This window comes from Longimicrobium sp. (assembly GCF_036280135.1).
Lineage (GTDB): Bacteria > Gemmatimonadota > Gemmatimonadetes > Longimicrobiales > Longimicrobiaceae > Longimicrobium.
Window position 1 is genome coordinate 1 of record NZ_DASURI010000119.1, and the last position, 2,019, is coordinate 2,019.

A 2,019-nucleotide genomic window follows, 5' to 3' on the forward strand; every position below is an offset into this window, starting at 1 on the left:
CACGTGCACATCTGCCACATGAGCGCCCGGCAGTCACTGCGCGCGGTGCGTGCCGGAAAGGAACGGGGCGTACGCGTCACCTGCGAGGTGGCGCCGCATCATTTCACGCTGACCGACGCCGCGCTCGACGGACCGGTGAAGTACGACACGAACCTGAAGATGAACCCGCCCCTGCGCGAGGAGGCGGACCGGCACGCGATGCTCGACGGCATTGCGGACGGGACGGTCGACGTCATCGCCACCGACCACGCGCCGCATCATTCGGACGAGAAGATGGCGGAGTTCGACAAGGCGCCGTTCGGCATCACCGGCCTCGAGACGGCGGTCCCGCTCGTGTTCGACCGGCTGGTGCACGCCGGCAGAATCTCCGTCGCACGCGCGGTGGAGCTCCTGTCCACGAACCCCGCGCGGCTCTTCAATCTCCCCGGCGGCACGCTGCGCGAGGGCAGTCCCGCCGATATCGTGGTGATCGATCCCGACCGGCGAATCACGATCGACGCCAGCCGGCAGAAGACCAGGTCCAGGAACACGCCGTTTCACGGCTGGGAGCTTCGCGGGGCAGTGGAGCTCACCATCGTCGGGGGCCGTGTGGTTCACCAGGGCACAACATGAGGGCGCACGTGGAGGATCGGCAGCTCGAGAACAAGCGGCAGGCGCTCAGGCAGCTTCAGGAGCTCGGCGTCCTGATGCGATCCGGCCATTACGATTACGGGAACGGGTACCACGGGCGTGCATACCTGAACCCGCACCAGTTGTTCCTGCATCCGTCGACCATCTGGCGGATCGCCCAGGACCTGCTGGCCTGCCTGCCGGGCGCGCTGCTCGAACGGACCGAGGTCGTCGCCGGGCCGGCCACCGGCGGCGCGCTGCTCGCGCACACGATGGCCGGCCTGCTCGACGGCCGCCGTGCGCTGTCTCACCCGCCGTGCAGCTTCGCGCCGTTCACGCATGCCGACGAGGGCCTCGTCCTTCGCGAGTTCTACGCACGGCACCTGGCCGGCAAGCGCGTCCTGCTCGCAGACGATGTGCGGAATACCGGGAAGACGTTCCAGCGCTGTGCCGAGCTGGTGCAGCAGGCCGGCGGGACGGTGCTCGCCACGGTGGAGATCTGCGACCGGCTGGAAGCCGTGGCGTCCCTCGACGTGCCGAACTACACCCTGGCGGAATACGAAGCGCCCGAGAACCATCCCGCCGCTGCCTGTCCGATGTGCCGGGCAGGGGAACCGATCACGACGTTCTGACGGGCCTGTGACTGGGACGGTCGTGCCACTCCCCGCGCCTTCGCACGCATCCCGCGCCGGGCGCCTGTCGGATGCGCTCGACCGCCTGTACCACGACTACAACCGGGAGGATGCCGCCGCCGATCCGGTGCACCTGGTGCGCCCCTTCCGGGATGTGGCGGACCGGGAGGTTGCGGGGTTCTGTGCCGCCGCGCTCGCGTTCGGCCGCGTGGCGAGCGTCATCAACTCCATCGAGACACTGTTCCGGATCATGGGACCCCACCCGGCCGCCTACGTGCGTACGTTCGATCCAGGGGCCGCGCATCCTGAGCTGCGGGCGATGGTGCACCGGTGGACGCGCGGGATCGACCTGGCGGCCCTCCTGTGGGTACTGCGGCAGATGCTGGAACAGGCCGGCAGTATCGAAGGCTTCTTCGTCCGCGGGCTCGGCGGGCGGGACGTGGATGTTGCCGGCGCGCTCGACGCGTTCTCGCAGCGCGCACTGTCGTGCGACCTGAGGGCCGTCTACGGACGCGTCCCGCCTCGGGCGGGCGTCTGCTATTTCTTTCCACGGCCGTCGGCCGGCAGCGCGTGCAAGCGCCTGAACCTGTTCCTCCGGTGGATGGTGCGGCGAGACGAGGTGGATCTGGGCGTCTGGCGCCAGGTCCAGCCCGCGCAGCTGATCGTGCCGCTCGACACGCACGTCATCAGGCTCTCCCGGTGTCTCAGGCTGACGCGCTACACGAGCCCGGGCTGGAAGATGGCGGCGGACATCACCGCATCGCTCCGCCAGCTGGAT

Annotated in this window: 3 protein-coding genes; all 3 read left to right on the forward strand. The window is 69.2% G+C overall.

The annotated features are described in order from the left end of the window. On the forward strand, positions 1-612 hold a 612-nt coding region (locus VFZ20_RS03750; RefSeq protein WP_329682489.1), incomplete at its 5' end, for a dihydroorotase. Positions 613-620: 8 nt separating this feature from the next. Continuing rightward, positions 621-1,241, forward strand: a complete 621-nt coding sequence (locus VFZ20_RS03755; RefSeq protein WP_329682490.1) for a hypothetical protein — start codon at positions 621-623, stop codon at positions 1,239-1,241. Between the two features lie 22 nt (positions 1,242-1,263). Further along, on the forward strand, positions 1,264-2,019 hold a 756-nt coding region (locus tag VFZ20_RS03760), incomplete at its 3' end, for a TIGR02757 family protein (protein WP_329682491.1).